Origin of the sequence: Sphingobium sp. HWE2-09, from assembly GCF_035989265.1 — a bacterium.
GTDB lineage: Bacteria > Pseudomonadota > Alphaproteobacteria > Sphingomonadales > Sphingomonadaceae > Sphingobium.
The window spans coordinates 108642-135460 of record NZ_JAYKZX010000003.1 but is presented as its reverse complement, the minus strand read 5'-3'; the positions used below and the strand labels follow the sequence as shown (position 1 = coordinate 135460).

The following is a 26819-nucleotide window of genomic DNA, read 5'->3' as shown; positions in this document are numbered from 1 at the left end:
GCGCTCAATGGATAAGTCAGGGACCGAACGGCAAACCGTCCGATTGCAGGTGCGCCCCTAGCGGAAAGTCCGCCGCCGCGCAAGCAGAGCTACAGCTTGGCCGCGCGCAGTATCTCGTTAATCCGCGTCTGCCACCCCGGCCCGGTCGCGCGGAAGCGTGCCAGCACATCCTTGTCTATGCGCAGCGCGACCTGCTCCTTGTTGGAGCCTGCCGGACGACCACCAAGGCGGCGGCGCGCCTCCCGCTCCGCCAACGCCTGCTCGATCGCCGCGACACTGACGTCGCGATCCTCAGGATCATCAGGGTCAGCCGGCAGCCCCACTATATAGTCTTTGTTCAGTTCCATTGCTCTTCCTTACCGAAATGAAGCGATGCCTATATTCGCGCATCACATAGATAACAGTCCATAACCTGCCATCAATCAGCCCGATCGCCTTGTATCGCTGCTCTTCATCCTCGATCCTGATGGTTGGAACGATCAGCATCTCGGCATCGGAGAAAATCTCTACACCAAAGGCAAGCGGCACATGGTGCTTGCCCCGGTTGATCTTGTCTTTGGCAGGATCGAACTCAATGTCCACCTAGATTTATGTATATACAAAAACATGGTTCGTCAATCTCCACCCTTGCCAGTCCCGCAGCTTTCGGCATGGTAACGCGACAATATGGGGAACCGATCATGAGCTGGACACGCCGCAAGCCGATGGGTGCGATGACGCCGCAGGACGCCAGCCATCAACTGGCGCGCACCCTGTCCTGGCCGCATCTGCTGGCGCTGGGCGTGGGCGCGATCGTCGGGACGGGCATCCTCACCCTGATCGGCGTCGGCGCGGATCGCGCCGGTCCGGCGGTGCTGCTCTCCTTCGCGATAGCGGGCGCGATCTGCGCCTGCGCTGCGCTCGCCTATGCCGAATTGTCGACCATGATGCCCGCGGCGGGCAGCGCCTACAGCTATAGCTATGTCGCGCTGGGCGAAGGCATTGCCTGGATCGTGGGGTGGAGCCTGATCCTGGAATATAGCCTGGTCGTGTCCACCGTCGCGGTCGGCTGGTCGGGCTATGCTGCGCCGCTGCTGACCGCGATCGGCTTTCCGCAGGCGCTGACGCAGGGACCGGAACTGGGCGGCCTCATCAACCTGCCCGCCATCTTCATCATCGCCGTGGTCGCGGGCCTGCTGATGCTCGGCACGCGCGAAAGCGCCCGCCTCAACAGCATATTGGTGCTGATCAAGATCGCGACTTTGAGCCTGTTCGTGGCCTTCGCCCTGCCCGCCTTCGACGCGCAGAACTTGCACCCCTTCATGCCCTTCGGCTTTGCCAAACATATGGGACCGGACGGGGTCGAGCGCGGCGTGATGGCGGCGGCGGCCATCATCTTCTTCGCCTTCTATGGTTTCGACGCCATTTCGACGGCTGCGGAGGAAGCCAAGAACCCGGATCGTGACCTTGCCATCGGCATCGTCGGGTCGCTCGTCATCTGCACGCTCATCTATGTGCTGGTAGCCGCCGCCGCGATCGGCGCCCTACCCTTCACCCGCTTTGCCGACAGTCCCGAACCCCTGGCGCTGATCCTGCGCGAAATGGGCCAGGGCGGGGTCGCGCGCATCGTCGCCATCGCCGCCGTGATTGCGCTGCCCACCGTGCTGCTGGGCTTTCTCTACGGCCAGAGCCGCATCTTCCTGGTCATGGCGCGCGACGGATTCCTGCCGCAAAGCCTTGCCAAGATTTCCAAGCGCGGCACGCCTGCGCGCATCACGATCGTCACCGCCATATTGGTGGCGATCATCGCGGGCCTGTTGCCCATCGACCAGATCGCCGCGCTCGCCAATGCCGGCACGTTGATTGCCTTCACCGCCGTGGGCGCCTGCCTGCTCGTCCTGCGCCGACGCCTGCCGGACCTGCGCCGCCCCTTCCGCGCGCCCGCCGCCTGGATCGTGGGCCTGGGCGCGATCTGCGGCTGCGCCTATCTCTTCGCCAGCCTGCCGGTGAAAACGATCGTCGCTTGCCTGGTATGGAACGCGATCGGACTGGTGGTCTATTTTCTCTATGGGCAAAAGCGCGCGACGGCGATCTGATCCTGCAATTGTCGCTATCATCCTATATTTTCAACAAGGACGGCGTAGCGTAACCATGTCCTTTCATCGACTGCCGGGATAACATCGGCAGCGCAGGGTCGCCGAGCAAAGGACCATGGCTGCATCGCAGCTATGTGGTTTGAGCATCCGCCTAAGGCGGAAAAAGGGGATCAATGATGAAGATGACACTGTCCTGCGGCCTGATCGCTGCCGCCATGGCCTGTTCCACCTCTGCAATGGCGCAGGATTATCCCGCCGACCCGGGCGATTTCACCGACATTTCCATGATCGACGTGCTGCCCGGCGGCGACCTTGCCTATACCCAGTTTCTCGCCTCCTCCTGGAAGAAGCAACAGGAGTTCGCCAAGTCGAAGGGCTGGATCAAATCCTATAAGGTCATGCAAAATCTCTATCCGCGCGCGGGCGAGCCGGACCTGTATCTGATGGTCACCTATGCCGACTTCCCCAATGCAAAAGAGGCGTTGCAACAGCGGGCCGCCTATATGCAGTGGCAGGCCAAGTCGCTCCAGACCCTGGATCAGGAAAATGGCGATCGCGGCAAATATCGCGTCGTGATGGGGTCCATGCTGTTTCAGGACCTTCTGCTGAAATAAGTCCGCGGCGGCTGACGAAGTGCCCTTCGTCAGCCACTGGCTTTTCCCATAGGTGCGCATTAGATGCACGCTTATGGGACGCTTCTCCAAAATGCACGGCCTGGGCAACGATTTCGTCGTGATCGACGCGCGCATGCACGCGATCGCCATGACGGCGGCGCGCGCGCGCGCCATTGCCGATCGCCATGCCGGGATCGGCTGCGACCAGCTTATCCTGATCGGCGAGGCCGACGACGCGGACGTCTCCATGCATATCTTCAACGCCGACGGCAGCGAAGTGGAGGCGTGCGGCAACGCCACCCGCTGCGTACCCCTGTTCGTCGGCCGCGATGTGCTGATCCGCACCAAGGCGGGCCTGCTCGATGCCAAGGCCGTCGATGGCGGCGCCAGCGTCGATATGGGCGCACCCCGCTTCGATTGGGATGCGATCCCGCTCGCCTATCCCATGGACACGCTGACGATGAGCGCCAGTTGGGAAGACCTGCCCGCCCCCGCCGCCGTGAATGTCGGCAACCCGCACGTCATCTTCTTCGTGGACGATCTGGACGGTGTAAACTTCGATCGTCTCGGCCCGCTGATCGAGCATGATCCGCTGTTCCCGCAGCGGGTGAACGTCAATTTCGCGCAGATTATGGGCGAAAACCATATCCGCCTGGTCGTCTGGGAACGCGGCGCGGGCCTGACGCGCGCATGCGGCACCGGCGCCTGCGCCACCGCCGTCGCCGCCGTCCGGCGCAAGCTGGTCAGCGGTCCGACGACCGTCAGCCTGCCGGGCGGCGACCTCGTCATCGACTGGGCGCCGGGCGGCACGATCCGCATGACCGGCCCTGCCACCCATGTCTTCGACGGTGAGGCTGACTGGGACCGTTTCTGATGCGCGGCCCCGACATCATCACCATGGGCTGCCGCCTCAACATCGCGGAGAGCGAGGCTATCCGCGATATGGCGCGCGACCAGGACGACCTGATCGTCGTCAACAGCTGCGCCGTGACGGCCGAAGCGGTGCGCCAGACGCGCCAGGCGATCCGCCGCGCTCGCCGCGAACGGCCCGACGCCCGCATCCTCGTTACCGGCTGCGCCGCCCAGACCGAACCGGAAACGTTCGCCGCCATGGCGGAAGTCGATGGGGTGATCGGCAATCGGGAGAAGATGGAGGCGGAAACCTATCGCCCGTCAGCCCAGCGAAAGCTGGGATCTCTCTTTCTTCGCTTTCGCCCGAAAAAAGTGAGACCCCAGCCTTCGCTGGGGTGACGGATTGGGTCCATGGTACGGAGAAAGTCCGCGTATCCGACATCATGGCCGTGCGCGACACCGCGCCGCACATGGCCAGCGCTTTCGCCGATCATGCCCGCGCGTTCCTGGAGGTGCAGAATGGCTGCGACCACCGCTGCACCTTCTGCATCATCCCCTATGGCCGGGGCAACAGCCGCTCCGTGCCCGCAGGCGCGGTGGTGGAGAAGGCGAAGCAACTGGTCGAAGCGGGCTATCGGGAAATTGTGCTGACCGGTGTGGACGTCACCAGCTATGGTCCCGACCTGCCCGGCAACCCGTCGCTCGGCCTGCTGATAGAACGTATCCTCAAAGGCGTGCCGGACCTCCCCCGCCTGCGCCTGTCCTCCATCGACAGCGTGGAGATTGACGATCGGCTGTTCGACCTGATCGCCCATGAACCGCGCATGATGCCGCATCTCCATCTGTCGCTTCAGGCCGGCGACGACATGATCCTCAAACGGATGAAGCGCCGCCACAGCCGCGCCGACGCCATGGCCATCGTAGAGCGACTCAAGGCCGCCCGCCCCGACATCAGCATCGGCGCGGACATCATCGCTGGCTTCCCGACCGAGGATGACGCGATGTTCGCCAACAGCCTGGCCCTGATCGCCGATTGCGATATCGTCCACGGCCATATCTTCCCATACTCCCCGCGCACCGGCACCCCCGCCGCGCGGATGCCGCAGGTCGATCGCGCGACGGTCAAGGCCCGCGCTGCCCTGCTGCGCGACGCTTGCGCCACGCGCCGCGATGCGTGGCTGCGCAGCCTGATCGGCACCACCCAAGCGCTGCTGGTCGAGCGCAACGGGATGACCGGCCATGCCGAAAATTTCGCGCCGGTGCGCTTGGCGACGGGTCACGCCCCCTCTTCCATCGTCCGTGCCACGATCACGGCGCTTGAGAATGGCGCGCTGATCGCGCAAGAGGCGCAGCAATGACAGACACCGGCACCAGCTGGCGCGACCGCCTCTTCGGCGGATTGAAGCGCACGTCCGACAAGCTCGGCGACAATCTCACCGGCCTTTTCTCCAAGGCCGCCCTGGATACGCAGACCCTTGACGAGATCGAGGAGGCGCTGATCCTGTCCGACCTTGGCCCCGCCATGGCTGGGCGCGTGCGCGAGAGGCTGGCCGAAGGGCGCTTCAACAAGGAACTGACCGAGGACTATCTGCGCGAGATCATCGCGGAGGAGATTGAGAAGACGCTGGCCCCGGTGGCCCGCCCGCTGGAGATCGAAGCCTTCCCGCGCCCGCAGGTGATCCTGGTGATCGGCGTCAACGGCTCAGGCAAGACCACCACCATCGCCAAGCTTGCCAATAATTTCCTGGAACAGGATTATGGCGTGATGCTGGCCGCAGGCGACACGTTCCGCGCGGCGGCCATCGGCCAGCTTAAGGTCTGGGCGGAGCGGCTGGGCATTCCCATCGTCGCGGGCAAGGAAGGCGGCGACGCGGCGGGCATCGTGTTCGACGCGGTCAAGCAGGCCACTGAAACCGGCATCGACGTGCTGATCGTCGACACTGCCGGACGCTTGCAGAACAAGACCGAGTTGATGGATGAACTGGCGAAGGTGCGCCGCGTGCTGGGCCGATTGAACCCGGCCGCCCCGCACGACGTTGTGTTGGTTCTGGATGCCACCACGGGTCAAAATGCATTGAACCAGATCGAAGTCTTCAAAGAAACCGCGCAGGTCACGGGCCTCGTCATGACCAAGCTGGACGGCACGGCGCGCGGCGGCGTGCTGGTCGCGGCGGCGGAGAAATTCCGCCTGCCGATTCATGCGATCGGCGTGGGGGAGAAGATCGAGGATCTGCGCCCGTTTGATCCGGGCGACATGGCCCGCGCGATCGCCGGGACCGCTTATGCGCGCTGATGCAAACAGGTGCTCCGGCGCAGGCCGGAGCCTAGTCCCCATGTTTCGCCCATGCGCGCCGCTCGAACTGGGCTCCCGCCTTCGCGGGAGCACCGGAGTTATGTTTCATGCCCAATAGCAAGCCCGCCCATAACGGCACGCTCAGCCTGGCGCTCGATTTCGGGCCGCTGCTGGTGTTCTTCCTGACCTATAAGGGGGCGGGCTGGTTCTGGGGCGCGGACAATCCGATTACGGCCATGACGTTCAGCACCGCCGCCTTCATGGTGGCGATCGTGGTCGCGGTGATCGTGTCGAAGGTGAAGCTGGGCCGCGTGTCGCCAATGCTCTGGCTGTCGGCGCTGCTGATCCTGTTCTTCGGTGGCCTCACCATCTATTTCCATGATCAGAGCTTCATCCAGATCAAGCCGACCATCATTTACGCCTTCTTCGCGCTGATGCTGTTCGCCGGTCTGCTGCGCGGCAAGCCGCTGCTCAAATATCTGCTCCAGGCCGCCTATGACGGGCTGACGCATGAAGGCTGGCTCAAATTGTCGCGTAACTGGGCGCTCTTCTTCGTCGCCATGGCGATCGCCAATGAAGCGATGCGCCGATCGATGAGCTTCGACACCTGGCTGGCGGTCAAGGTGTGGGGCGTGACCATCGTGTCGGTGGTCTTCGCCGCCGCGAACATTCCGATGCTGATGCGCCACGGCCTGACGCTGGGCGAGGAACCGGCGAGCGACGAGATCGGCGAAACCAGCCCACCGCAGGGATAAGCCCTTATTTCTGCGATCGTTTCGCAATAGGCACATATCTGTTTTCTTGGGCGTTGGGTGCGCATATGGGAAGCGGCGGAGGCGTCAACGCCCCGCCCGGACCATAGAACCAACCGACCGCGCCAGCCTTTTGCGCGGCCGCCCCATAACGAACCCGAGGAGTTCCGCCATGGCCTTTGTTCTGCCTGACCTTCCCTACGCCAAGGACGCCTTCGGCGACATATTGTCGGTCGAAACCTTCGATTTCCATCATGGCAAGCATCATAATGCCTATGTCGTGAAGGCCAATGAACTGGTCGCCGCCGACGCCAGCCTGCAGGGCAAGTCGCTGGTCGAATTGATCAAGTCGGCCAAGGGCGGCCTGTTCAACCAAGTCGGCCAGATCTGGAACCACACATTCTACTGGCAGTCGCTGTCACCCACGAAGACGGAACCGACCGGCGAACTGCTGACCAAGATCGAAGATGCCTTCGGGTCGGTCGATGCGCTGATCGAAAAGCTCAAGGCAGAGGCCGTCGGCCATTTCGCCAGCGGCTGGGCCGCGCTGGTCCTCAAGGACGGCAAGCTGGAAGTGACCAGCTATCACGACGCCGACACCCCCGTCGCGCATGAAGGTCATGCGCCGCTGCTGATCGTCGATGTGTGGGAACATGCCTATTATATCGACTATCGCAACCTGCGCCCCAGCTATGCCGACCGCATCCTCAAGGAAGCGATCAACTGGGATTTCGCCGCGTTGAACCTGGACGGCGAAGGCGCCAGCCGCGCCGACCAGCCGGGCTGACTATGACGAGCGGGACCGGTCGCCATCGCGATCGGTCCCGCTAACTTCTCACATTTCCCGCTAATTTCGACATTTCATGTCGCGAGACTGAAATTTTCTTTCCAACTTGCACAATCTGTCTGGACGATGGGAAATAGCCGGTAACGCCATTATAGGATGGCGGCCCTGCTGTAGGACAGCGCGCGGACGATCAGGCCGCTTCCAACTGCGTCACGAACTGATCCGCCGCCCGCTGCAACGCCTTGGCCGTTTGCGATAGGCTGGATGCGGCGCTGGATACCCGGCTCGACAGGCTTTCCGTATCGCGCGCCACATCGGCGACATCCTCCATCTGCCGGGTCATCATCGCCGCATCCTGTGCGGTATCGCGCGCTGAGTCGCCGATCGCGCTGGTGGCATCACGCTGATCCACGACCGCGCGCTGGATCGCGTCGGCGGCATCGGCCAGTTGCGCGACCGCGCCCGCCACTTCGGACAGCGCCTCCTGCGCCACGCCCGCGCCCTGCCGCGCGGACCAGGCCAGCGCGTGGATTTCGCCGGTCGCATTGGCCGCCTGGTTCGCCAGCTGTTTCACCTCGCCCGCCACGACGGCAAAGCCACGGCCGACATCCCCGGCGCGCGCCGCCTCGATCGTGGCGTTGAGCGCCAGCAGGTTGGTCCGCGCCGCAATGTCGGTGATGCTGTCGGCGAAGCTGGTAATGGACGTGGTGCGCCCTTCCAGTTCATGCACGGCCTGATGACCGGTGGTGGAGACGCGTTGCGCTTCGCTGCCCAACAAGGCCTGCTGGTGGGATGCCGATGCGATCGCCGCGATCGATTCCGACAATTGATCGATGCGCCGCGCCAGCATGGTCGCGTTGGCGGATGATTGCTCCGCGATCGCCACCGTTTCCTCCGTCCCGGCGCTGGCGCGTTGGGCCAGATGATTGAGCTGCCGGGCCAATTCATCCAGTTCCTGCGCTGCGGCACCGACCGCGCCGACGATTTCCGACACGGAATGGCGGAAGTCGCCCACCAGCATCAAGGTGGCCTGCCGCCGGTCCGCCGCCATGCGCGCCTTTTCCAACTCCTGCTGCGCGCGCAAATGCGCGGCGCGGGCGTCCATGTCCCGGCTGGTCGCCATGGCGGCTTCCGCGACGTCCCGGCCCTGTTCGGCCTGCTGCGCCAATTGCCCCGCCTGTGCCACATGCCCGTCGAGCGCGAGCAACATGGTCCGCAGCCGGACGGTCAGATAACAGAGCACCGCCGCCTGTAGCAGGACCGCAACGCCGTGGATCGCCACGCGCCCGACATTGGCGTTATCGGGGAAGACCCAGGTCGGCAGGACGAAGCTGAGCACCAGATGATGCAGGGCGGTAAGGGCGGCCGCCAGCATGATGGGCCGCCAGTCATACAGCAGCGCCAGCCCCGCCAGCGCCACGAAAAAGAACATATGGCCATCCATCTGCCAGCCATGCCCCGACAGCAGGTACAGCCCGATCGCCGGTTGCACCGCTGCCAGCGTGCCCATGGCGAGGCGGGATTCCAGATTTCGTTCCTGCCGCATCACCCCCAATGTCGGCAGAATGTTGACCAGCGCCGAAAAGATGAACGCCCGTCCGGTATGCTCCGCGCCCAGCATCAGCCCGCCCAGGCCCAGGGACGCGGTCCACAGCCAGTTGACGAACAGGAGGATGCGCAGGCCTTGTAGCCGCAGCCGGTCCAGACTGGTCACCGCGCTCATCAGGCCTGCTCCCCGCAACCGCCCATTTGCGCCGACAGCGCGATCACGCCTTCGCGCATAAGCGCGGGAACCAGTTGATCGCGCCTGCCTTCGACCAGCATCGATCCCGCCCATGGACCATGGGCGATCAGCCGCGCACCATGCGCGATCGCGACCTGTGCCAGGTCGCCCCGCGCCTCCATGGTCAAGGGCAGCAACAGCATCCGCCCCTGCGTCGGCGGCGCGGCATAGAGGCCGAGCAGACCGATCAGGATCAGCGCACATTGGCAAATCAGGGGCAGACCCCGTTGAAAGGACGCGGAAAATTTCATTCCATCCGATTAGGATGGATTGGTAAGAATATAATTAAGGATGCGCGCGGCTGTGCAAGTTCAGCGCTTCGGTCAGATCGTCCAGGTCCGCGCCCGGACGCACCAACAGCCAGTCGCGGCTGGCGGCGCCATCGACCACCGTCACCGCGCCCTTGGGACATATGCCCAGGCAATTGACCTCCAGGATACCGGCCGCCGCCTTGCGCCCGGTCTTCAGCGACAGATGCTTGCGCAACGCCTTGGCAAGGCGCGCCTTGCCATCAGGGCCAAAGCCGCCGTCCAGCTTCTTGGAACATTTGCGGCAGACCAGCACCACATTGGACCAGTTGGAGCTGACATGATCCTTCAATCGCTTGCTCCGCGCGGCTTCCAGGTGCGCCGCTCTTCCGCCGCGCGCAGCACTTCATAGGCGGCCTGGATCGCCTGGAACCGCACCGCCGCGTCGCTGTCGCCGGGCTTCACGTCGGGATGATATTCCTTGGCGAGGCGACGCCAGCTTTTCTTGACCGCATCGAAATCCGCGTCGTCCTCCAATTCCAGCGCCTTGAGAGCGTGGAGTTCGTCGCGCGACCGGCTGCCGTCGCCCGGCCCGCCCCAGCCATGATAGGCGCTGGACTGGTAACCGCCCGCGTCGCGGCGTTCCGCCTTTTCGCGGGCCGCCCGCTCTTCATCGTCCAGACCCTGAAAATAGTCCCAGTTGCGGTTATATTCGCCCGCATGATCGGGGCAGAAATACCAGCGTTCCGGGCTGTTGGGCGATTTGGGCGCGGGGCAATCGCCCGGCTTGTCACAACCGAAGCGGTCGCACATGCGCACGCGCTGTGCCTCACGCGCCGCGCCATAGGCACGCCAGCGGGGAAAGCCCCAGTCATTGGATCGGCTGTTTTTGGCCATGTCCCCGAATTAGGGAAGGTGGGGACGGAAAGCCACCCCGCCCGCCGATTTTGAACAGGAAAATGCCAGAGAGCCTGTAAGCCGGGTTCTGTCCACCCCGTTTCCGGGGATAGGCGACCATTCCTCTAGGGAACGGATTGCTCCGTTCCTCAAGCAACCAACCCGGGCGATCTCGGTCGAAACAGACCTAGCAGTCAAATCTTGCGACCTGCTGCGCGCCGCCCCTATTCGGTCTTGCTCCCGGTGGGGTTTACCGTGCCGCCTTGCGTTGCCGCAGACGCGGTGCGCTCTTACCGCACCCTTTCAATTTCGCTTAGCCGAAGCTGTAGCGACCTGCTTTCTGTTGCACTGTCCCTTGGATCGCTCCAGCCGGTCGTTAACCGGCACCGTCATTTCGTGGAGCCCGGACTTTCCTCGCCGTGGAAGTTACCCGCCACGCCGCGGCCGCCCGGCCCTCTGGCGGAACGGTCCCTAGCGCCCTAATCCTAAATCGTCACGCCCTTATTCATCGCCACGGGGCTTGGGCAGCAACAGCGCCAGCAGGATCGCGCGACATTCGCCGCAAATCACCCCGTCGATCACTTCGGGGCGGAAGCGGCGCTGAAAGGCGACGACGGCCGCCTGCGGATCGGCGATGTCATAGCCGAAGCGCTCCAGCGCCAGCATGAAGCCGCTGTCGGTCCAGTGCGGGTCCATCAGATTCTTGGTCGGACGCGGGAGGGCCAGGCGGAGGCGGGCAAGTTGATGCCAGGGAAATAGTTCGCCCGGATCCTGCTTGCGCGCCGGGGCGATATCGCTGTGGCCGACGATATTGCCGCGCGTGATCCGGTGCCGCTGGACGATATCATGCACCAGCGGGATCAGCGATCCCATCTGCGTATCGGGAAAGGGGCGATAGCCCCATTCATGACCGGGATTGACGATTTCTATGCCGATACTGGCCGAATTGATATCGCTGACCCCGCGCCAGTGCGATCGGCCCGCGTGCCAGGCGCGCTTTGCCTCATCGACCATGCGGATGATCTGCCCATCTTCGGTCACGACATAATGGGCCGACACTTTCGATTCCGGGTTGGCAAGCCAGTTGATGGCGCTCGCCGCGTCGGGCATCCCGGTATAGTGCAGCACCAGCATGGTGACAGGCAGGCTGCGATCGTCGAAATTGGGTGACGGAGTATCGATCATAGGCATGTCGGTCATGGGAAACGGCCAGTCGCTTGCAGCAGATCGATCATCGCACCCTTCCGGCCCGCCTCTGTGACGCGCTGGGCCTGACAATGACCGATGCTGGACGTGCAATCAAGCAGGGTTAATGCGACCAAGCCGGATCAGCCCGCGCGCCGCCTGGTTTGATCCATGCCGTCAGGCGACAGGGCCGCCCGCACATAGCCGCCGCGAAAGTCGGGGTGCGACAGGAAATCGTCCGCCTGCCCGATCACCGTTTCGCCCGCGCCGAGCAGCAGCACCGATCCTGCGTGGCTGTGGCGGGCGAGCAGGCGCAGCACCTCCCCGCGTCGTTCTGGGGTGAAATAGAGCAGGATGTTGCGGCAGAGCAGCAGGTCATAGGCGCCGGACGGGGCGCGGGCATCGAACAGATTGTCGTGCCGGAAATCGATCATCCGGCGCAGATCTGGGCTGGCGCGCCAATCATCGCCATGGGGTTCGAACCATTTGAGGAGATCGCCGATAGCAAGGCCGCGCTGCACGTCCATTTGCGAAAAGATGCCTGATTTCGCCTGTTCGATCGCGGCGGTGGAAATATCGGTCGCCAATATCTCGATCCGCCATCCCTGCCAGCGCGCGGCGTCATTGCGCAGCCGGATGGCGAGCGAATAGGCCTCCTGCCCGGTCGAACAGCCCGCGCTCCAGATACGCAGCGTCCGGTCCCGCTTGGTCGCATGGATATGCGGCAGGATCTGGCGATGGATCATGTCGAATATCTGCAGGTCGCGAAAGAAGCTGCTTTCATTGTTGAGCAGCGCATTGACGACATCTTCGTCCAGCTTGCGGTCGCGCTTGCTGACCAGGCGCGCGGCCAGCTCATCCATATCCTGCAGGCCATGGGCGCGCAGCACCGGCCGCAACGCGGTTTCCATGCGCCAGGCGCGGCCTTCGGACAATATCTGCCCCGTTCGGGCCTCCAGCAGCGCGGACAATATCCGGGCAGCGCCCTGGAACGCCGTGGCCGATGCGGGCGGTAGCGGCATCAGGCGGCGACCTTGCCGCGACGCGCGACGAAATTCATCATCGCCACAGGCTCCATGATGGCGCAGGTCAGGCCCGCACCCGCCACAGATCCCGGCATACCCCATACGACGCTGCTCGCTTCGTCCTGGGCGACGATCCAGCCGCCAGCCGCCACGATCGCGCGTGCACCCAACGTCCCATCGCGGCCCATGCCGGTCAGGACGATGCCCGCCGCGCCCGCGCCATAGGCTTCCGCCATGCTCGCGAACATGGGATCGACGCCGGGCAGATTGCCCGCCGCCGTGCGCTCGGGATTGAGCATGATGGTGACACGCCCATGCAAGCCGCGACGTACCTGGATATTCGCGTCGCCGGGGGCGACATAGATGATGTCGGGCGCCAGAAGATCGCCGGTTTCCGCGACCTTCACGCGCAGGCTGGTCATGCGCGACAATTGCTGCGCGAAATAGACGGTGAAGCTGGCGGGCAGATGCTGCGTCAACAGCAATGGCACGCCCAGGGGTGCAGACAAGCCCTGGAACAATTGGCCCAAGGCGTGGATGCCGCCGGTCGATGCGCCGATGCCGATACAGGCGAGCGGCGCGGCGGCGGCCTCTACCGATGGCGGCGCGACAGGCGACATCGGCGGCACGGCAGGACGATCGCCGAACAGCCGGTTCAACCGATCGATCAACGCCTGGGGGAATTGCTCGCCAAAGCTGCCGCTTCCCGGCTTTGAGAGGATATCGCTGGCGCCCAGCGCCAATGCTTCGATCGCCGCAGCACTGCCTTCCTCGCACTTGCCGGACAGGATCGCCACCTTGACCGCAGGATTCGTCCGCAGGATTTGCGGCAGCGCCGCCAGCCCGCTCTGTCCCGGCAGTTCGATGTCAAGCAGGACGAGATCGACCGCATGGTCGGCCAGATAGCCAAGCGCCTGTTCGGCGCTGCTGGTCTTGTGGACTACTTTATAGCGCGGATTGCCGTTGAGGATGCGTTCGATGACCGTCCGCACGACGACCGAATCGTCAACGACCAGCGTGCGAACTTTCTCTCTTTCGCTAACGGGACTGGTCGTCATCGGCATCATCGCGTTCATCACAGGACTTTCGGCGCGGAAGGATCAAACGGAAATCGGCGGTATTTCTGAGGCATCGGACAAGCCGATGGCTAGATGACCCCGACGATCGCCAGCTTGCTTTCCAATGTCTCCCGGTCGAACGGCTTCATCACATATTCGTCGGCGCCCGCCTCTACGGCCGCCTTGATGTGGCTGATGCCATTTTCCGTGGTGCAGAAAATGATCTTGGGCCGCGCCGTCATCTTGGCCGTGGACAAGGCCTGCAGAAATTCCATCCCGCTCATGATCGGCATGTTCCAGTCGAGCAAGACGACGTCGGGCGCGGACGCTTCGCACTTGGTCAGCGCGTCCTGGCCGTCCACCGCTTCGCTGACCGTCAGGTCCAGCGATTCCAATATATGGCGGGCCACCTTGCGGATGACCTTCGAATCGTCGACGACCAGACAGTTTTTCATGAAGCGTCCCTTAGATTTTATACGTCCCGTTCCAGCGGGCTTAACCTGCAAAACCAAGTATTTGGTAAACGGCACGATATTCTTATGCGGCCTGCGCCAATGTCCCGCCTTCGATGAAGGCGGCGAGCGACACCAGCAGCCAGGGGTGGTCGTCATGCTCCACCAGCGCCCGGACATAGGGCGCCCAGGACGGGTCCAGTTGCCCCCGCAACGGCAACTCCCCCTGGGGCACGCGGCAGATGTCCGACACGCCGTCCACCATCAGGCCGTAGCTATGGCCGCTGATATTGGCGATGATGGCCAGGTTGCGCTGGTCGGCGGGCGTCGCTTTCCCGCGGATCAACGCGGCGACGTCGATGATGGTGAGCACCCGGCTGCGCAGCGCGGACAGGCCCGCAATATGCGCGCCCATGCCCGGCACGGGCGATATGTCGGTCAGGCGCACGACCGCTTCGACCTCGCCGGTTTCGACCGCGATCCGCGTGCCTGCCAATGTCGCCAGAAGATAAAGCTTGTCCATGGCCATTTCCTTACGCCCGCCGACCGGCGATCGCCGCCATCAGCGCGTCCTGATCATACCGGTAGATGCTGCCATCCTGCGGCCCGGTCGGTCGCGGTGACGCGCGCAGATGGACGACGCGGCACCCCATGATCTCCGCCGCCTGCGCCGCATCGGCTTCGGTGCACAGAACCACGTCGTCGGCCTCGACGGCGCAATCGTTCGGCAGTCCCAGGACCACGTCATGGCCGGCCTGACGCAGCAACGGCGCCAATATTTCCCGTGTCCACCCGTCACCGCTGTCGGCCAGCAGACACCGGCCACGGGTGCGCTCGACCAAGGCCTCTTCGGGCAAGGCCGCGAACAAAGCGAAGGGATTGACGACTTCCAGATGTTCGCCGTCGATCACGGCCACGCCGCTCAACATGCCATGCATCGCCACCATGTCTGGCACGGCGGGCATCTGGACGATGTCGAGCACGGCGGCGACCGGATAGCAGGCGTCGCGTCGATCGTCGCGCAGGCGCAGCGCCGACACCTTGTCCTGCGCGAACCGCGACAGGCCGTTGACCACCGGCACCAGCCGTCCGTCGAGCCGCACGAAGGCGCGACCGCCCGACTGGCCGAACAGGCTGGCGTCGATATCTTCGACCCGTTCGATCAGCGACAATTTGAGTAGGCGCCGCTCGCCGGACAATTCTTCGAAGCGTAGCGCCGCGACCATCTCGATGCCCGATTGCGCGTCCGCTTGCTCTTCCTGCTGCCGCGCGGCGCGATCGTCGATGATATTGGGCAGACGCGCCGCATTGGCGAGACCGGCGGCATCGAGCAGCAGCATGGGCTTGCCATTGTCCGGCAAGGTCATCCCGGCATAGACGCCCGTCGCCATCACCAGTGGCGATGCCGGACGGATCACCAGTTCCTCATGATTGTCCACAGCCGACACGCCCATGGCGAAGGGCACGCCAGTGGCGGAGCGCACGACCATGACCGCGCGCGGCCCTTGCTGCACCGGCTTTTCCATGCCCAGCACATCTTCCAGATCGACCATCGAATGACGGATGGCGCGGATCGTCGCGATCTTTGCGCCGCCCACTTCGCTGATGTGCAGCGTTTCATTATTGTCGTGCAGGATTTCGACCACCGCCGCGCGCGGAATGGCAAAATGCTGGCCGCCTGCGCGAATGATCAGGCCAGGGATGATGGTGAGAGTGAGCGGCACGCGCAGGGTGATGCACAGCCCCTGTCCCGGCTGATTGTTGAGCGCGATGACGCCGCCGATCCGCTCCACATTGGCGCGCACCACATCCATGCCGACGCCGCGACCGGACACGGCCGTCACCTGCGTCGCGGTCGAAAGGCCGGGCTGGAAGATCAGGTCGAGCCTGTCTTCTTCGGATAGGCGGGCGGCGGTTTCAGGCGTAAGCCGACCGGCAGCGACCGCCTTGGCGACCAGCCGCTCCGTATCGATCCCCGCACCATCGTCGGAAATGGCGATGACGATCTGGTTGCCCGACTGGCGCGCCTCCAACCGCAGGCGGCCCGATTCGGGCTTGCCCGCGGCGCGGCGCTGGTCGGGCGTCTCGATGCCATGGTCGATGCTGTTGCGCACGATATGGGTGAGCGGATCGACGACCATCTCCACCATCTCGCGATCCATCTCGACATCGCCGCCCTCCAGCAGGAGGTCGATGCGCTTGCCCAGATCCCGGCCAAGATCGCGCACCATGCGCGGGATGGCGGCGAACAGGCGATCGACGCGCTGCATCCGCGTTTTGGATATGACGTCGCGCATGTCGGCGACGCAGGTCGACAGCCGTTCGAACACATTGTCGAGTTCGGGATCGGCGGAGCGTTCTCGCAGCTTGCGCGACAGTTCGTTGCGCGCCAGCACCATGTCGGACACGCCGTTCATCAGCTGGTCGATCAGGCTGAGCGGCAAACGAATCGTGCGCGGCACCGATTGCGAGCCGCCGTGGCGCGCGACGGCGACGGGGGCGGCGACCGCTTCGACCGTCGCCTCGGGCTGCGCGCTCAGCGCGCTGATCAGGAAATCGTCATTCTCGCTGGGCAGCGCCGCGCCGATCGCGACCGCTTCGGTCAGTTCGCCGATCCGGTCCAGGATCCCCAACACCGCGCTGACAGTGGCGGGATCGGCACCACGGTTGCCCGCGCGTATGTCCGACAGCACATCTTCGGCCGCGTGGCTCAACCGTTCGAAGCGCGGCAGGTTGAGGAAGCCGCAGCTGCCCTTGACGGTATGGAAAAAGCGGAAGATCGCATCGAGCCGATCGCGGTCCGACGGATCGGTTTCCCAGGCCACGACCTCTCCGGCCAGAGCCTCCAGCGTTTCCTGAGTCTCGGAAATGAATTCCTGTAGTAGTTCGTCCATTCCAAGGCCTCACGGATGCGCGCATCGGCACCATGGGGAGGCGTGGTTAAAGCCGCGTTAAAGGCGCGACGAACTGCGTAAACACCAATAAAAAGGGCGCCGCGGATAAGCGCGACGCCCTTTTCGATTCAGCTAGACGAATCTCGGCTGATTAGTTCTTTTCGACGGCGTCCTTCGCCTTTTCGCCCGCTTCGCGGGTGGCGTCGGCCTTGTTTTCCAGCGTGTCGGCAGCATTTTCAGCCGCGTTTTCGGCGTTGCCCGACAGGTTGTCAGCCATCGCTTCCATATTGTCGGCCTGGTTGTCGAGTGCGTCCGCCTGATTCTCGTAAGCGTTCTCGACCTTGTTCTCCTTGGCGGAATCGCAAGCGGCGAGCGCAACAAGGCTGGCAAGACCAAGGACTGTGACGAAAGTTTTCACGGCGTTTTCTCCTGTTATGCCCCCAGGGGCTGACGTCAATCGGCACGGGTTGCGGCGGTATTTAGCATCCGAAACCCTGACGCCGATCAACCGGTCGCGCCCTTGATGGTTCCCATCGCAGGCTCGTTTCGTCGCAAAAACGATTTATTTTTTCAAAGAATCGCGAATTTCGCGCAGCAACACAATGTCTTCGGGCGTGGGCGCAGGCGCGGCAGGGGCCGGTTCCGGCTTGGCGGTCAGCCTGTTCATCGCCTTGACCAGCAGGAAGATGATGAAGGCCAGAATGACGAAATTCACCAGCACCGTCAGGAACTGCCCCCAACCGAACATGGCGACGCCTGCGGCTTTCAGGTCGGCATAGCTTTGCGGGTTGCCCTTGAACCCTGCGGGCAGATCGCCGAGCCGCAGGAAATAGCCCGAAAAGTCCGCACCGCCGAAAATATAGCCGACAACCGGCATGATCAGGTCGTCGGTCAGCGATTTGGTTATGGTGGCGAACGCGCCGCCGATGATGACACCGACCGCCAGGTCCATCACATTGCCGCGGTTGATGAATGTCTTGAATTCCGAAACCAGCCCCATGAGGCACCTCCTTGTCTGATCGATCATCATGTCGGGTCTGCGATAATATAGGATGGCCCGTTGCGCCGGTCAGGACAACGCCCTATTTCCACGAGCGAAACAAAAAGCCGAGGATGTTCCATGACGCTCCTGCGCCGCTTCTCCACCTACCTGCTGCCCCTGTTCGGCGCACTCGCCCTGTCCGCCTGCGGCATCAACAGCGTACCGACTGCCGAGGAAGAGGCGAAAGCCAAATGGGCTGATGTCCAGGCCCAATATCAGCGCCGCTCCAATCTGGTCGGCAACCTGGTCGCCACCGTGAAGGCGGCGGGCAAGCAGGAGCAGGATACGCTGGTCAAGGTCACCGAGGCCCGCGCCAAGGCGACGTCGGTGCAGGTCAATGCCGAGGATCTGTCCGACCCGGCCAAGGTCGCGCAGTTCCAGGCCGCCCAGGCGCAATTGAGCCAGGGGCTGGGCCGCCTGCTCGCGTCGGTCGAGGCCTATCCCGACCTCAAGACCAACGACAATTTCCTGCAACTCCAGTCGCAACTGGAAGGGACGGAAAACCGCATTGCCGTCGCCATCCGCGACTATAATGGCGCGGTGCAGGCCTATAATACCCGCATCCGCACCTTCCCCGACGCGATCGGCGCGAAATTGATCCATGGCGCTAAGCCCATGACCCCGTTCCAGGCGACCACGCCGGGTGCGGAGGAGGCGCCGAAGGTCGACTTCGGCAACTGAGTTGGCCTTCCGCCGCCTATTCGTGATGCTCCTGCTGGTGTGCGCACCGGCGGCATGGGCGCAGAGCTTTCCCGCTTTCAACGACACAGGTGTGGTCGATGCGGCGAATCTGCTTGATCCGGCGCAGGAGCAGGCGCTCAGCCAGAAGCTGATCGCGCAGAAGAAAGCGAGCGGCCGTGCCCTGTTCGTGGCGACCATTCCCGACCTGCAGGGTTATGACATCGCCGACTATGGCTATCGCCTGGGCCGCGCATGGGGGATCGGCGACAAGGATAATGACGGCGCATTGCTGATCATCGCGCCGGCCGAGCGCAAAATCCGGATCGAGGTTGGCTATGGCCTGGAAGGCGTGCTGACGGACGCCCTGTCGTCCCAGATCATCCGCACCGCCATATCCCCGCGCTTCAAGGCCGGTGACATGCCGGGCGGCATCAATGCAGGCGTCGACCAGATCGCCAGCCTGCTCGCCCTCCCCCGATCAGGCGAAAGCCCAGGCCGCAGCGGCGGAGGCCGCCGCGCGCAAGCAGGATGATGGCGGCGGCGCGATGATCGGCTTCTGGATCATCCTGTTCATCGTCTTCTTCGTGGCCTTGCCCCTGCTGTCGCGCGCACGAGGCGGCAAGCGCTATAGCCGCGGCGGCGGCGCGCCGATCATTATCTGGGGACCGGGCGCGGGATCGGGCTGGGGTTCGGGCGGCGGTTCCGGCTGGGGGGGCGGCGGCGATAGCGGCGGCGGCTTTTCGGGCGGCGGCAGCTTCGGCGGCGGCGGCGCTTCGGGGGATTGGTGATGCAACTTCATCTGACACAGGCCGACCATGCGCTGGTTTCCGCCGCCGTGACGGAAGCCGAATCGCACACATCGGGCGAAATCGTCACGATCGTCGCGCGCCGGTCCGACAGCTATCATGACGTGGGGCTGAGTTGGGCGGCGGCGGTTGTGTTTATCGCGCTGGCGCTGATGGCCGCCTTCCCCGCGCCGCTGCGCGCTTTCCTGTCGATGCTCCTGCTCGATTGGGAGCATGAACTGGCGGACTGGAAATTGCTGACGGGGCTGCTGGGCCTTCTCATCCTGAAATTTCTCCTCGTGCGCTATCTGCTGGCGATCATGCCGCTGCGCATGCTGGTGACCCCGCGCGCGACCAAGGCGCGGCGCGTGCGGCGGCGCGCCATCCTGCTGTTTCGCACCGCCGCCGAAGCCCGCACCACCGGGCGCACCGGCGTGCTCATCTATCTGTCGCTCGACGAGCATCGGGCCGAGATCGTTGCCGACCGCGCGATCAACGAAAAGGTTGCGCCCGAAGCCTGGGGCGACGCCATGGCGAAGCTGATCGATGCGATCCGCGCGGGCCGTGCAGGCGAAGGCATGGCGGCGGCGGTCCGCCAAGTCGGCCTGGTGCTGGCCCCGCATTTTCCGCGCGATGCCGACGACATCAACGAACTGCCCGACAGGCTGATCGAATTATGACCGACCCCGACCGGACTGCGCCGGAAGAAGTGATGTGGACGGGCCGCTTCATCACCGCGAAGAAGCGCGGCAAATGGGAATATGTCGGCCGGGCGCGCGGTATCCACGCCGCCGTCATACTGGCGATCGATGAAGGGCCGGATGGGCGGCATGTCTTGCTGGTCGATCAATATCGCGTTCCGCTGGGCCGACGCTGCATCGAACTGCCCGCAGGCTTGGTCGGCGACGAACAGGAGGGCGAGGATGCCAGCATCGCAGCGGCGCGCGAGTTGGAAGAAGAAACCGGGTTCCGCCCCGACCGCCTCGAATCGCTGGGCCAATTCTACAGCTCGCCGGGCATGGTGTCGGAAAGTTTCACGCTGTTCCGCGCGCACGACTTACAGAAAACCGGCGCAGGCGGCGGGGTGGATGGTGAGGATATCCAGGTCCATCGCATTGCGCTTGATAGCTTGCCCGATCAGATCGCCGCATGGCGAGAGCAGGGCTATGCGATGGACGTGAAGCTGCTGCTGTTATTGGGCGCAGGCATGATCGCCTAAGCCTTGCCAAGCGTGCGGGGTCGAATATTCAAGCCACCCGATACCATCCCGCCACCCGATCCAGCGCCAAAGTCAGCACCAGCTTGCCCGCGCGACTGGGCCAGCCAAGCGCCTTTTCCGCCGCGACCAGTCCTTCGCCCGCACAGGCGACCCGCCACAATATATCCGACAGGCCAGGTCCGGCAGCCCGAATGGCCCCATCGAACCGATCGCGCGCCGCCAGTTGCGCCAGGGTCGGATCGCCAGCCCCGGCCGAACCCCGCGCGCTGCGCGGTGCGGCGTCCCATCGCATGGTGATGCGCGCGCCCAGCCCGGCCTTTTCCCAATCGCGGCGCAGCAGGTCGCCCGCCAGATAATGGCGCTCGCTCAAATGGCCGCGCGCATGCAGCCAGGCGATCGGCGATTCGCCGATATGCACCTGCACCGCCTGCGGACGGCCATCGGGGTCTTCGATCATCTGTTCGACATGGGTGGCGGCCACGGCATTTCCTTTCCGGCGGAATCGACGGAAGCAGCCTTGCCATCGCGGATAGTTTGTAGGAAAGAGGAAACCAAATAGGTTCTTTAATGTCGAGGACATCATGATCACCCGCATCCGCGAGGTTCGCAAGGCCAAGGGACTGACGCTCGAACAGGTGGGCGCGCTATGCGATCCGCCCACCACTGCGCAGACGATCGGGCGGCTGGAAACCGGTACCCGGACCGTATCGGTCAAATGGCTCAACCGCATCGCGCTGGCGCTGGGCGCCACCACGTCCGAACTGGTTGCCCTGCCGGGCCAGGCGGAAGTGCCGGTGGCCGCGTTGCTGGGTCCGGACGGCGCGCGTGCGCCGACCCGGCCGCTGGCCTTCCCCCCGCCCGGCGCATCGGACGGGATGGTCGGCGTGCATGTCAGCGCCAGCATCGGCGACTATCGCAGCGGCGACGCCATCTGGTGCCGCCGCATCGCGCCGGACGAATTTTCCAGCGCGCTCAATCGCGATATCCTGTTCCCGCGTCCCGCCGGCCGCTTCCTGTTCGGGCGGTTGATCGGGCGGGAAGGCGACCGGTTGCAGATGCTGCCATTGGGGTCCGGGGCGCGGCAAATGGTGCTGACCGACCCGCCATGGGCCGCTGTGGCGGTGCAACTCGTCCGACGGCTCTAGCCAAGTCGTCACGCCCGTCTTAACCATCCGCAAAGACTATGCAGCGAAAGAGAGGCCATGGCGCTCAACGTCCTTATGCTATCGACCCTCTTTCCCGACATCAGCCGGCCCAATTTCGGCGTGTTCGTGGAACGACAGGCGCGCGAACTGGCCAGTCGGCCCGAAGCCGACGTTACCGTGATCGCGCCGGTGGGCCTGCCGCCATGGCCGCTGTCGCTGGCCGCGCGCTACGCCCCGCTGCGCGCGCTGCCGCGCAAGGAACGGTGGCGCGAACTGACCGTCTATCGACCCACCTTCCCGATCATTCCCAAGTTCGGCGGGCGCACCAATGTCGGCGCGATGACCCGCGCGATCCTGCCGCTGGTCAAGCGGCTCCATGCGGAAAAGCCGTTCGACGTCATCGACGCCAGCTTCTTCTTCCCCGACGGCCCGGTGGCGCAACGCCTGTCGAAGGCGCTTGGCATCCCCTATTCGGTCAAGGCGCGCGGCGCCGACATTCATTATTGGGGCGTCCAGCGCGGCACGCGCAAGATGGTCCGGCAGGCGGCCGATGGCGCGGCCGGATTGCTCGCCGTGTCGGACGCGATGCGGCGGTCGATGGCGCGGATGGGCATCAATGCCGAAAAAATCCGCGTTCACTATACCGGCGTCGATCTCGACACGTTCGAGATGGGCGATCGCGATGCGGCCAAAGCGGCGCTGGATTTCAGCGGGCCTGTCGTGCTGTGCGTCGGCGCGCTGATCCCGCGCAAGGGGCAGGATCTGCTGGTCCGCGCGCTGCCGCTACTGCCCGACGTTACGCTGCTGCTGGCGGGCCAGGGCGCGTTCCGCCGCACGCTGGAAAATCTGGCGCAGGAACTGGGCGTCGAACGACGCGTCGGCTTCCTGGGTTCGGTGCCGCACCATAAGCTGCCGCGCATCTATACCGCCGCCGACGTGATGGCGCTGCCGTCCGAATCCGAAGGGCTGGCCAATGCATGGGTGGAATCGCTCGCCTGCGGGACGCCGATCGTCATCACCGATGTAGGCGGCGCGCGCGAATTGCTCGATCAGCCGCAGGCGGGCCGGATCGTCTCACGGGAACCCGAAGCGATCGCCGACGCGATCCGCGCGATATTGAACGCGCCGCCGACGCGCGAAGCGGTGCGCGAATCGGCGCTGCGCTTCACCTGGGCCGCCAATGGCGACACGCTGCTATCGCATCTTCAGGCGATCGCCGCGAAGGCCTGATCCCAGAAACACACCAGCCGCGCCTTCCCGTCCGGGGTGGGAAAGCGGCCCTCGTCAAAGGGCAGGCCGCCCCATCGCCAGGGCGTCAGTTCCTGATAGGCAGGATTGGATATCGGCGCATGGCGGCGCAGGCTGAACAGGCGTTGCGATCCGGGCTGATAGGCCGACAAGCGCGCATGTTCGCGGTAGATGTCTGCCGGGCGCTCATAATGGAACGCGTCGTGCCAGCCCATGGCGCGGGCGATCTGCGTCACGATCCACCAGCCCGGCCGGGCCTCCCCCGACAAAGGCAGGACCGGGCGCTGTCGGGCGATCAGCCGATCGGCACTGGTCAGCGTCCCGTCCCGTTCCAACAGCCCCGCCATCGGAAGGGCGATATCGATCCGCTCGGCCTGGATCGGGTCCAGCCGGTCGCCTGCAAACAGGGTGAAAGGCCGACCGGTCGGCAGTGCATCGAACCAGGCGGATGGGGCCGCGCCCAGCATCACCAGCGCCTTGATGCGGCCATCGCCGATCGCTTCGACCAGAAGGTCGCCCGACAAGCCGGGCGCGGACGTGAGATTGGGCGCGGACCAGAAGCGCCGCAATGAGTCCAGCGCTCTATCCCCAAAATCATGATGCGCCGCCAGCATATCGGCCCCGCATCCCGCTTCCCGCGCACCCATCGCATTGGGCGCGCCGGGCAACAGGAACGGACCTGCGCCGGGCCGCCCGATGCGTCCCGTTGCCAGATGCAGCGCGATGATAGCCGCCGCCGCTTGCGCCATTCCTTCGCCTGCATTCGCGTCGCACAGCGTCACCATCCGTGCCGAGGCCGCGACCATATCCTGCAAGGCGCGGATGCGTGCTGCGGACAGTCCGGTCGCGCGCGCCACCGACCAGAGGTCATGCCCCGGTCGCAACCCCTCCCAATAGTCCGGCGGGACATGCACATGGGCGGCCAGGAAAGCGGGATCGGCAAGCCCGGCGTCATGGCAGTGCCGCAACAGGCCGCCGAGCAACGTCGCCATGCTTCCGGGCGCGGGGTCCAGATGCAGGTCGGCGGGCACCCGGCGCGCCGCAGGATCGGGATCGATGACGGCCAGCAGTGCGCCCTGCTCTTCCCGCGCCCGCGCCACCCGGCGGTTCAACATCGGGTGGCGGCGCAGCGCTTCCGCGCCGATGACCAGGATCAGTTCGGCGCGGTCGATATCCTCGACGCTGGTGGGCATGACATCCTCACCGAACGCCGCGCAATGCGCCTGCGCGCTGGTGTCGGCCCAGGGCACGTCGATATGGGCGGAGCCGACGAAGCCCTTCATCAGCTTGTTGGCGGCATAATAGTCTTCGGTCGTCAGATCACCCGCGACATGCAATGCGACGCTTTCTGGCCCATGCCGTCCCACGATGTCGGATAGGCGGCGGGCGGCCTGCGCGATGGCCCGATCCCGGGATATGCGCTTTCCAGCCAACAGCGGATGGAGCAGCCTGTCGTCACATCCTGCCTCCGCCGCGAGCGCTTCACCCGCAGGGCAGAGCCACCCCATATTGGCCGGATGGATGCGATCCCCCTCCAGGAGGACATCGCCCTTGTCCTCCACCATCGCGCGTATGCCGCATCCCATGGCGCATCGGCCGCATAGCGTTCTGGTCACGATCATGCCGGTATCCGCCTATCCGATCGAATGCGCCGACAAAAGCAATAAAGGTTGAGTCCGCGAAGCAGCCAGCGCACTGTGCGGGCATGAAACTATTGCGCCGCGCTGTCCTGGCGGTCCTCCTCCTCGCCCTTTTGCCCACCGCTGCGCCCGCGCAACGGCGCGCACCGCTGGTCCTGGCGGCGGCCAGTATGCAGGACGCGCTGACCGCTGCGGCCGATGCCTGGGCGAAGGCGGGCCATGCGCGCCCAGTCCTGTCCTTTGCCGGTTCCTCGGCGTTGGCGCGGCAGGTTCGGGCAGGCGCGCCCGCCGATCTCTTCATCTCCGCCGATGAGGACTGGATGGACAATGTCGAGCAGGCCGGTGCGATCCAGCGCGGCACGCGCGCAGATCTGGTCGGCAACCGGCTTGTGCTGGTCGCGCCGACAACGCAGCCGGTGCGGCTGACGATCGGCAGGAACATGGCGATAGCCAGGGCATTGGGATCGTCCCGGCTCGCCATGGCCGATCCGGCCAGCGTACCTGCGGGCAAATATGGCAAGGCGGCGCTCAGTGCGCTGGGCGTCTGGTCGAGCGTGGAGGCCAAGGTCGCCCGGGCGGACAATGTCCGCGCCGCGCTGATGCTGGTGGAACGGGGCGAGGCGCGACTGGGCATCGTCTATGCTACCGACGCGCGGGCGTCGGGCAAAGTCCGGGTCGTGGGCGTCTTCCCGGCCTCGACCCATCCGTCGATCCGCTATCCGATCGCGCGCCTCAAGAACAGCGATCATCCCGATGCCGAGCGGTTCCGCCGCTTCCTGCTGTCACGGCCAGGCCAGGCGATCTTGGCGCGCTACGGCTTTTCCCGGGTCTGAACCCTAGACGATGCTGGCTCCCGAAGAATGGTCGATCATCGGCCTCTCGATCAAGGTCGGCGGCGTGGCCGTGATGGGGATGCTGCCGATCGCCTTCGGCATCGCATGGGTGCTGGCGCGGTTGCGCTTTCCCGGCAAATTGCTGGTCGATGCGCTGGTCCATCTGCCGCTGGTCATACCCCCGGTGATCACCGGCTGGCTGCTGCTCATCCTGTTCGGGACGCAGGGCGTCATCGGCCGCTGGCTGGCGGACTGGTTCGGGATCAGCCTGCTCTTCCGCTGGACCGGCGCGGCGCTGGCGGCGGCCATCATGGCGATGCCGCTGATGGTCCGGGCGATGCGCATGTCGATCGAAGCGGTCGATCCCCGGTTGGAAGCGGCGGCGCAGACATTGGGCGCTTCCCCGGTCCGCACCTTCCTGACCATCACCCTGCCCCTGTCCATGCCCGGCATCGTGGCCGCGGCGATATTGGGATTTGCGCGGTCGATCGGCGAGTTCGGCGCCACCATCACCTTCGTGTCCAGCATTCCGGGCGAAACGACCACCCTGTCGCTCGCCATCTATTCAGCGATCCAGACGGCGAACGGCGATATGCTGGTTTGGCGGCTGACATTCCTGTCGGTGGGTCTGTCCTTCATCGCGCTGCTGGCGGCGGAATGGCTGTCGCGGTGGAGCAGGCGGGCGGCGGCGGCATGATCGACATCAGCGTTGCGCGGAAATTGGGCGATCGGACGATCGCGGCCCATATCGCCACGGACCAACCGATCGTCGGTCTGTTCGGGCCATCGGGCGTCGGCAAGACGTCGATATTGAACATGGTCGCGGGCCTGTTGAAGCCGGACCGGGGCCGGATCGTCATCCAGGACAGCATATTGTTCGACACCGAAAGCGGCATCGACCTGTCGCCATGGCAACGCGGATGCGGCTTCATCTTCCAAGGCGGCCGCCTTTTTCCGCATCGGCGCGTGCGGGGGAACCTGTTCTACAGCAAGCGCGACGGCAGCGGTCCCGATGCAGAGGCCGTCATCGACCTGCTGGGCATCGGCCATCTTTTGGATCGCTGGCCGTCATCCCTGTCAGGCGGCGAGGCGCAGCGGGTGGCGATCGGCCGCGCCTTGTTATCAGCCCCGCGCATCCTGCTGATGGACGAACCGCTCACCCATCTCGACCAGGCGCGCAAGGATGACCTGCTGAGCCTTATCCTGCGGATACAGCAACAGACGCGCATCCAGATCCTGTACGTCACCCATGACGCCCGCGAGTTGGACCGCCTGGGCGCGGACGTTTTTTCGATCGACTTTTGACCCCAG

At 64.7% G+C, this 26819-nt stretch carries 30 protein-coding genes, 1 other RNA gene and 2 pseudogenes; 16 read left to right on the top strand and 17 right to left on the bottom strand.

The genetic code is table 11. The features are described from left to right. Nucleotides 1–89: 89 nt before the first annotated feature. Both U5A89_RS06230 and U5A89_RS06225 read right to left on the bottom strand, forming a co-directional pair. Nucleotides 90–347, bottom strand: coding sequence for a BrnA antitoxin family protein (locus U5A89_RS06230; RefSeq protein WP_119747829.1), 258 nt, complete (start codon nt 345–347; stop codon nt 90–92). After that, on the bottom strand, nt 307–582 hold the full coding sequence (locus U5A89_RS06225; protein WP_338160334.1) for a BrnT family toxin: 276 nt from the start codon (nt 580–582) through the stop codon (nt 307–309). The genes U5A89_RS06230 and U5A89_RS06225 overlap by 41 nt, the downstream gene beginning before the upstream one ends. A 98-nt stretch (nt 583–680) precedes the next feature. On the opposite strand from U5A89_RS06225, the gene U5A89_RS06220 reads away from it, so the two are divergent. The 7 genes and pseudogenes from U5A89_RS06220 (at nt 681) to U5A89_RS06190 (ending at nt 7373) form a co-directional block, all read left to right on the top strand. Beyond that, complete coding sequence (locus U5A89_RS06220) at nt 681–2075, top strand: amino acid permease (RefSeq protein WP_338160333.1); 1395 nt, start codon at nt 681–683, stop codon at nt 2073–2075. A gap of 176 nt (nt 2076–2251) precedes the next feature. Continuing rightward, nucleotides 2252–2689 carry a hypothetical protein gene (locus U5A89_RS06215; RefSeq protein ID WP_338160332.1) on the top strand — a complete coding sequence of 146 codons (438 nt, stop codon included), beginning with the start codon at nt 2252–2254 and terminating at the stop codon, nt 2687–2689. Nucleotides 2690–2762: 73 nt separating this feature from the next. Further along, a complete protein-coding gene (gene dapF, locus U5A89_RS06210; protein WP_338160331.1) occupies nt 2763–3563 on the top strand; it encodes a diaminopimelate epimerase in 801 nt (266 codons plus the stop codon). Continuing rightward, nucleotides 3563–4899: pseudogene (gene mtaB, locus U5A89_RS06205) on the top strand (tRNA (N(6)-L-threonylcarbamoyladenosine(37)-C(2))-methylthiotransferase MtaB). The gene dapF and the pseudogene mtaB overlap by 1 nt, the downstream one beginning before the upstream one ends. Further along, complete coding sequence (ftsY, locus tag U5A89_RS06200; protein ID WP_338160330.1) at nt 4896–5834, top strand: signal recognition particle-docking protein FtsY; 939 nt, start codon at nt 4896–4898, stop codon at nt 5832–5834. Before mtaB ends, ftsY begins: the two are co-directional and overlap by 4 nt. Before the next feature lie 107 nt (nt 5835–5941). Next, entirely contained in the window at nt 5942–6589 is a 648-nt protein-coding gene (gene ispZ / locus U5A89_RS06195; protein ID WP_338160329.1) for a septation protein IspZ, read from the top strand. A 169-nt stretch (nt 6590–6758) separates the two neighbouring features. Further along, the gene (locus U5A89_RS06190; protein WP_338160328.1) at nt 6759–7373 is read left to right on the top strand and encodes a superoxide dismutase; all 615 of its coding nucleotides are present in this window, start codon (nt 6759–6761) and stop codon (nt 7371–7373) included. Nucleotides 7374–7563: 190 nt separating this feature from the next. Here the strand turns inward: U5A89_RS06190 and U5A89_RS06185 are convergent, their stop codons facing one another. From U5A89_RS06185 to mscL, 13 genes are all read right to left on the bottom strand, one after another. Further along, nucleotides 7564–9096, bottom strand: a complete 1533-nt coding sequence (locus U5A89_RS06185; protein WP_338160327.1) for a methyl-accepting chemotaxis protein — start codon at nt 9094–9096, stop codon at nt 7564–7566. Beyond that, nucleotides 9096–9407 carry a hypothetical protein gene (locus U5A89_RS06180; RefSeq protein WP_338160326.1) on the bottom strand — a complete coding sequence of 104 codons (312 nt, stop codon included), beginning with the start codon at nt 9405–9407 and terminating at the stop codon, nt 9096–9098. Before U5A89_RS06180 ends, U5A89_RS06185 begins: the two co-directional genes overlap by 1 nt. Nucleotides 9408–9441: 34 nt before the next feature. Next, nucleotides 9442–9756 (bottom strand): NADH-quinone oxidoreductase subunit NuoE family protein, encoded by a 315-nt coding sequence (locus tag U5A89_RS06175; RefSeq protein WP_445190630.1) that lies wholly within the window; start codon nt 9754–9756, stop codon nt 9442–9444. Next, nucleotides 9753–10301 carry a J domain-containing protein gene (locus U5A89_RS06170; RefSeq protein WP_338160325.1) on the bottom strand — a complete coding sequence of 183 codons (549 nt, stop codon included), beginning with the start codon at nt 10299–10301 and terminating at the stop codon, nt 9753–9755. Before U5A89_RS06170 ends, U5A89_RS06175 begins: the two co-directional genes overlap by 4 nt. A 61-nt stretch (nt 10302–10362) precedes the next feature. After that, an RNA gene (gene rnpB, locus U5A89_RS06165) (RNase P RNA component class A) lies at nt 10363–10761 on the bottom strand. A 41-nt stretch (nt 10762–10802) separates the two neighbouring features. Beyond that, nucleotides 10803–11501: an N-acetylmuramoyl-L-alanine amidase gene (locus U5A89_RS06160; protein ID WP_338160324.1), complete on the bottom strand. Its 699-nt coding sequence runs from the start codon at nt 11499–11501 to the stop codon at nt 10803–10805. Between the two features lie 128 nt (nt 11502–11629). Continuing rightward, nucleotides 11630–12508 (bottom strand): CheR family methyltransferase, encoded by an 879-nt coding sequence (locus U5A89_RS06155; protein ID WP_338160323.1) that lies wholly within the window; start codon nt 12506–12508, stop codon nt 11630–11632. Next, nucleotides 12508–13587, bottom strand: a complete 1080-nt coding sequence (locus U5A89_RS06150; RefSeq protein WP_338160322.1) for a chemotaxis protein CheB — start codon at nt 13585–13587, stop codon at nt 12508–12510. Before U5A89_RS06150 ends, U5A89_RS06155 begins: the two co-directional genes overlap by 1 nt. A gap of 71 nt (nt 13588–13658) precedes the next feature. Then, nucleotides 13659–14024: a response regulator gene (locus U5A89_RS06145; protein ID WP_338160321.1), complete on the bottom strand. Its 366-nt coding sequence runs from the start codon at nt 14022–14024 to the stop codon at nt 13659–13661. Between the two features lie 82 nt (nt 14025–14106). Continuing rightward, nucleotides 14107–14544 carry a chemotaxis protein CheW gene (locus U5A89_RS06140; protein ID WP_338160320.1) on the bottom strand — a complete coding sequence of 146 codons (438 nt, stop codon included), beginning with the start codon at nt 14542–14544 and terminating at the stop codon, nt 14107–14109. Between the two features lie 10 nt (nt 14545–14554). Then, nucleotides 14555–16915, bottom strand: coding sequence for a chemotaxis protein CheA (locus tag U5A89_RS06135; RefSeq protein WP_338160319.1), 2361 nt, complete (start codon nt 16913–16915; stop codon nt 14555–14557). A 151-nt stretch (nt 16916–17066) separates the two neighbouring features. Further along, a complete protein-coding gene (locus tag U5A89_RS06130) occupies nt 17067–17333 on the bottom strand; it encodes a hypothetical protein (protein WP_338160318.1) in 267 nt (88 codons plus the stop codon). A 144-nt stretch (nt 17334–17477) separates the two neighbouring features. Further along, complete coding sequence (gene mscL / locus U5A89_RS06125; RefSeq protein WP_338160317.1) at nt 17478–17915, bottom strand: large conductance mechanosensitive channel protein MscL; 438 nt, start codon at nt 17913–17915, stop codon at nt 17478–17480. 120 nt (nt 17916–18035) lie between these two features. Here mscL and U5A89_RS06120 point away from each other — a divergent pair, with 120 nt between their 5' ends. From U5A89_RS06120 to U5A89_RS06105, 4 genes and pseudogenes are all read left to right on the top strand, one after another. Then, on the top strand, nt 18036–18638 hold the full coding sequence (locus U5A89_RS06120) for a LemA family protein (RefSeq protein ID WP_338160316.1): 603 nt from the start codon (nt 18036–18038) through the stop codon (nt 18636–18638). Nucleotides 18639–18663: 25 nt separating this feature from the next. After that, nucleotides 18664–19426, top strand: a pseudogene (locus U5A89_RS06115) (TPM domain-containing protein). After that, the gene (locus tag U5A89_RS06110) at nt 19426–20103 is read left to right on the top strand and encodes a TPM domain-containing protein (RefSeq protein ID WP_338160315.1); all 678 of its coding nucleotides are present in this window, start codon (nt 19426–19428) and stop codon (nt 20101–20103) included. Before U5A89_RS06115 ends, U5A89_RS06110 begins: the two are co-directional and overlap by 1 nt. Further along, on the top strand, nt 20100–20642 hold the full coding sequence (locus tag U5A89_RS06105; protein ID WP_338160314.1) for an NUDIX hydrolase: 543 nt from the start codon (nt 20100–20102) through the stop codon (nt 20640–20642). The genes U5A89_RS06110 and U5A89_RS06105 overlap by 4 nt, the downstream gene beginning before the upstream one ends. Nucleotides 20643–20670: 28 nt before the next feature. Here the strand turns inward: U5A89_RS06105 and U5A89_RS06100 are convergent, their stop codons facing one another. Continuing rightward, nucleotides 20671–21123: a DUF6456 domain-containing protein gene (locus U5A89_RS06100; RefSeq protein ID WP_338160313.1), complete on the bottom strand. Its 453-nt coding sequence runs from the start codon at nt 21121–21123 to the stop codon at nt 20671–20673. Between the two features lie 100 nt (nt 21124–21223). Between U5A89_RS06100 and U5A89_RS06095 the strand changes: the two genes are divergently transcribed. Both U5A89_RS06095 and U5A89_RS06090 read left to right on the top strand, forming a co-directional pair. Continuing rightward, nucleotides 21224–21787: a helix-turn-helix domain-containing protein gene (locus tag U5A89_RS06095; protein ID WP_338160312.1), complete on the top strand. Its 564-nt coding sequence runs from the start codon at nt 21224–21226 to the stop codon at nt 21785–21787. Between the two features lie 57 nt (nt 21788–21844). After that, nucleotides 21845–23017: a glycosyltransferase gene (locus U5A89_RS06090; RefSeq protein WP_338160311.1), complete on the top strand. Its 1173-nt coding sequence runs from the start codon at nt 21845–21847 to the stop codon at nt 23015–23017. Here the strand turns inward: U5A89_RS06090 and U5A89_RS06085 are convergent. Then, a complete protein-coding gene (locus U5A89_RS06085; protein WP_338160310.1) occupies nt 22993–24657 on the bottom strand; it encodes a molybdopterin oxidoreductase family protein in 1665 nt (554 codons plus the stop codon). The two genes, U5A89_RS06090 and U5A89_RS06085, sit on opposite strands and share 25 nt — an antisense overlap. An 83-nt stretch (nt 24658–24740) precedes the next feature. On the opposite strand from U5A89_RS06085, the gene modA reads away from it, so the two are divergent. From modA to U5A89_RS06070, 3 genes are read left to right on the top strand one after another with little or no spacing between them, the layout of a single operon-like run. After that, nucleotides 24741–25508, top strand: a complete 768-nt coding sequence (gene modA, locus U5A89_RS06080; protein ID WP_338160309.1) for a molybdate ABC transporter substrate-binding protein — start codon at nt 24741–24743, stop codon at nt 25506–25508. Nucleotides 25509–25518: 10 nt separating this feature from the next. Beyond that, a complete protein-coding gene (gene modB / locus U5A89_RS06075; RefSeq protein ID WP_338160308.1) occupies nt 25519–26205 on the top strand; it encodes a molybdate ABC transporter permease subunit in 687 nt (228 codons plus the stop codon). Continuing rightward, a complete protein-coding gene (locus tag U5A89_RS06070) occupies nt 26166–26813 on the top strand; it encodes an ATP-binding cassette domain-containing protein (protein WP_338160307.1) in 648 nt (215 codons plus the stop codon). The genes modB and U5A89_RS06070 overlap by 40 nt, the downstream gene beginning before the upstream one ends. Nucleotides 26814–26819: the final 6 nt, after the last annotated feature.

Excerpts from the sequence above, each read along its gene's own strand:
- U5A89_RS06150 (WP_338160322.1), bottom strand. The coding sequence starts at position 13,587 with ATGAACGCGATGATGCCGATGACGACCAGTCCCGTTAGCGAAAGAGAG.
- U5A89_RS06120 (WP_338160316.1), top strand. The coding sequence starts at position 18,036 with ATGACGCTCCTGCGCCGCTTCTCCACCTACCTGCTGCCCCTGTTCGGC.
- U5A89_RS06145 (WP_338160321.1), bottom strand. The coding sequence starts at position 14,024 with ATGAAAAACTGTCTGGTCGTCGACGATTCGAAGGTCATCCGCAAGGTG.
- U5A89_RS06135 (WP_338160319.1), bottom strand. The coding sequence starts at position 16,915 with ATGGACGAACTACTACAGGAATTCATTTCCGAGACTCAGGAAACGCTG.
- U5A89_RS06230 (WP_119747829.1), bottom strand. The coding sequence starts at position 347 with ATGGAACTGAACAAAGACTATATAGTGGGGCTGCCGGCTGACCCTGAT.
- U5A89_RS06180 (WP_338160326.1), bottom strand. The coding sequence starts at position 9,407 with ATGAAATTTTCCGCGTCCTTTCAACGGGGTCTGCCCCTGATTTGCCAA.
- U5A89_RS06110 (WP_338160315.1), top strand. The coding sequence starts at position 19,426 with ATGCAACTTCATCTGACACAGGCCGACCATGCGCTGGTTTCCGCCGCC.
- mscL (WP_338160317.1), bottom strand. The coding sequence starts at position 17,915 with ATGGGGCTGGTTTCGGAATTCAAGACATTCATCAACCGCGGCAATGTG.
- U5A89_RS06160 (WP_338160324.1), bottom strand. The coding sequence starts at position 11,501 with ATGACCGACATGCCTATGATCGATACTCCGTCACCCAATTTCGACGAT.
- ftsY (WP_338160330.1), top strand. The coding sequence starts at position 4,896 with ATGACAGACACCGGCACCAGCTGGCGCGACCGCCTCTTCGGCGGATTG.
- U5A89_RS06190 (WP_338160328.1), top strand. The coding sequence starts at position 6,759 with ATGGCCTTTGTTCTGCCTGACCTTCCCTACGCCAAGGACGCCTTCGGC.
- U5A89_RS06085 (WP_338160310.1), bottom strand. The coding sequence starts at position 24,657 with ATGATCGTGACCAGAACGCTATGCGGCCGATGCGCCATGGGATGCGGC.
- ispZ (WP_338160329.1), top strand. The coding sequence starts at position 5,942 with ATGCCCAATAGCAAGCCCGCCCATAACGGCACGCTCAGCCTGGCGCTC.
- U5A89_RS06140 (WP_338160320.1), bottom strand. The coding sequence starts at position 14,544 with ATGGACAAGCTTTATCTTCTGGCGACATTGGCAGGCACGCGGATCGCG.
- U5A89_RS06215 (WP_338160332.1), top strand. The coding sequence starts at position 2,252 with ATGAAGATGACACTGTCCTGCGGCCTGATCGCTGCCGCCATGGCCTGT.
- U5A89_RS06170 (WP_338160325.1), bottom strand. The coding sequence starts at position 10,301 with ATGGCCAAAAACAGCCGATCCAATGACTGGGGCTTTCCCCGCTGGCGT.
- U5A89_RS06155 (WP_338160323.1), bottom strand. The coding sequence starts at position 12,508 with ATGCCGCTACCGCCCGCATCGGCCACGGCGTTCCAGGGCGCTGCCCGG.
- U5A89_RS06105 (WP_338160314.1), top strand. The coding sequence starts at position 20,100 with ATGACCGACCCCGACCGGACTGCGCCGGAAGAAGTGATGTGGACGGGC.
- dapF (WP_338160331.1), top strand. The coding sequence starts at position 2,763 with ATGGGACGCTTCTCCAAAATGCACGGCCTGGGCAACGATTTCGTCGTG.
- U5A89_RS06070 (WP_338160307.1), top strand. The coding sequence starts at position 26,166 with ATGGCTGTCGCGGTGGAGCAGGCGGGCGGCGGCGGCATGATCGACATC.
- U5A89_RS06095 (WP_338160312.1), top strand. The coding sequence starts at position 21,224 with ATGATCACCCGCATCCGCGAGGTTCGCAAGGCCAAGGGACTGACGCTC.
- modB (WP_338160308.1), top strand. The coding sequence starts at position 25,519 with ATGCTGGCTCCCGAAGAATGGTCGATCATCGGCCTCTCGATCAAGGTC.
- U5A89_RS06090 (WP_338160311.1), top strand. The coding sequence starts at position 21,845 with ATGGCGCTCAACGTCCTTATGCTATCGACCCTCTTTCCCGACATCAGC.
- U5A89_RS06220 (WP_338160333.1), top strand. The coding sequence starts at position 681 with ATGAGCTGGACACGCCGCAAGCCGATGGGTGCGATGACGCCGCAGGAC.
- modA (WP_338160309.1), top strand. The coding sequence starts at position 24,741 with ATGAAACTATTGCGCCGCGCTGTCCTGGCGGTCCTCCTCCTCGCCCTT.
- U5A89_RS06185 (WP_338160327.1), bottom strand. The coding sequence starts at position 9,096 with ATGAGCGCGGTGACCAGTCTGGACCGGCTGCGGCTACAAGGCCTGCGC.